Source organism: Anaerolineae bacterium (genome assembly GCA_014360855.1).
Classification (GTDB): Bacteria; Chloroflexota; Anaerolineae; order JACIWP01; family JACIWP01; genus JACIWP01.
In genome coordinates this window covers 1-1742 of record JACIWP010000412.1, presented here as the reverse complement: position 1 = coordinate 1742, position 1742 = coordinate 1, and the positions used below count along the sequence as shown (strand labels likewise).

The window sequence follows — 1742 nt, the reverse complement described above, 5'->3', positions numbered from 1 at the left end:
CAACGGCGTTCGCCGGCGCGAAGGGCACGAACGGCGTCATCAGCATCACGATGATGCCCTCCCGCACCCCGATGCCCATGGGGACAAAGATGATGAGGAAGCCGATCAGCCAGGCGGCGCTGTAGGTGCCGACCGCGACCGGCCACAGGCTTGCCGGCCAGGCGGGATATACCGCCCGCATGAACAGGTGAAAGCCGGCCCCGATGCAGAGCTGAGTGAGCATATGGCAGAAAAGCAGAAAGAGCACGTCGCTATAGCGCAAGGTGACCGCCGGCAGTTCCATGCGGAGCAGGCGCGCCGCCGTCCGCAGGCCGAACCGAATCACCCGGGGATGGAGCGCCGCCAGACCTAGGATGCTCAGCGGGATGGTCCAGCGCAGGCCGGCTTCCTGCGGCAGTTGGGGCCAGAACGGCAGGCTCAGCACGAAGGCGAGGACGGCTGTCAGCGCCTGGAGGGCCATTTCCAGCAGGATGCTGAAGGACAGGGCCAGCGCCGGATAGCCGGCCTGGGCGCCCATGGCGAACCGGCCGGCCACGTCCCAGATGCCCCCAGGCAGATAGCGCGCGATCTGGGATAAGGCCCAGATGCGCGTCGTCTCCCGCCAGGGCCGGCGCACGCCCAGCCGCGTCAGCGTCCAGCGCCAGATGGCCGCCAGCAGGAAAAGCTGGGCCAGCACCAGGACGAAGGAAGCCGTCAGGTACGCCGGCTGAAAATGCCACTCCTGCGCGGCGAATTGGGGCCAGTTGCTCCAGATGGCACGCCCCCAGAAGAACAGGACAGCGGCGATGACGAGGGCCTGGGCCAACCGCCAAAGCCGGCCGCGTGCCCTGCGGGATGCCGACGGGGGGACGGAAGCGGTCATGTGGGCCGGGGTCCTTTAGGCCGGGGAGTGCGGAGACTCGCGGATGAGCCGGCGGGCCAGCAGGTCCGCGGCGACATCTTCCATGCCCAGCCTGCGCAGGGTCTCGGCGGTGGGCCGGCCGGTCTCCACATCCCACCCCCACAGCGCGTAGAACTCGCTCAGCGCGGCGCGCAGTTTCTCCGTATCCCCCCGCTGGGGGCCTTCCAGGTACGGGCTGGGCAGGAAGTCCTCCTGCTCCGTGAAATGCGGGATAATGACCTCATCGTCCTGGCGGGAGCGGGCGAAATCGCGCACCTGCAGGGCGCGCTCCAGGTTCACAACGCGCTCCCCACAGCGGTTGAAATCCTCCTCGCTCAGCTCCAGGCCTGTGGCCGCGGTGAAGAGGTGATATTCGAAGGCGTAGCCCTCCATTCCGCCGGCGCGCGCCATGCCGTCGGGCGTGCGGTAGCTCCACAGCATGGGGAAGACATTGTCGTCCACCGTCAGGCTGTCCTTCAGCGCGCCGCGGATGCAGTGCCAGCGGGCCGCCGGCGCCTTCCCCTCATAGCCCGAATAAGGGTCCAGCGCCAGGCGCGTGCCGTACAGCTTCTCCGCGCCGGCCATCAACTGCTCCCAGGTCGGTCCCTCTCCGTGATGGGCCAACGGCGAGTAGCCCAGCGCGCCGGTGATATATCCGTGGCTTCCGCCCATGGGGTCGCGCGTGTCGATGGCCCACTGCAGTGCCGGCGCGATCCAGAAGGGGAACACCGCCCGGTTGGCGCGATCGCCGCGGGCATCCATGTGGCCGGCGTATCCCCAGGCCTGATATACATCATCGGCGAAATCCACTCCCAAGCCCAACTGCTGGGCCGCACGCCAGCCCCCTTCGGCCAACACATCG

General features: G+C 68.2%; 2 protein-coding genes. Both read right to left on the bottom strand.

The window, feature by feature from the left end; translation table 11 throughout:
- Positions 1-862: UPF0104 family protein (locus H5T60_14615; protein ID MBC7243664.1), on the bottom strand; the 862-nt coding region annotated here is incomplete at its 3' end.
- Between the two features lie 15 nt (positions 863-877).
- Positions 878-1742: hypothetical protein (locus tag H5T60_14610; GenBank protein ID MBC7243663.1), on the bottom strand; the 865-nt coding region annotated here is incomplete at its 5' end.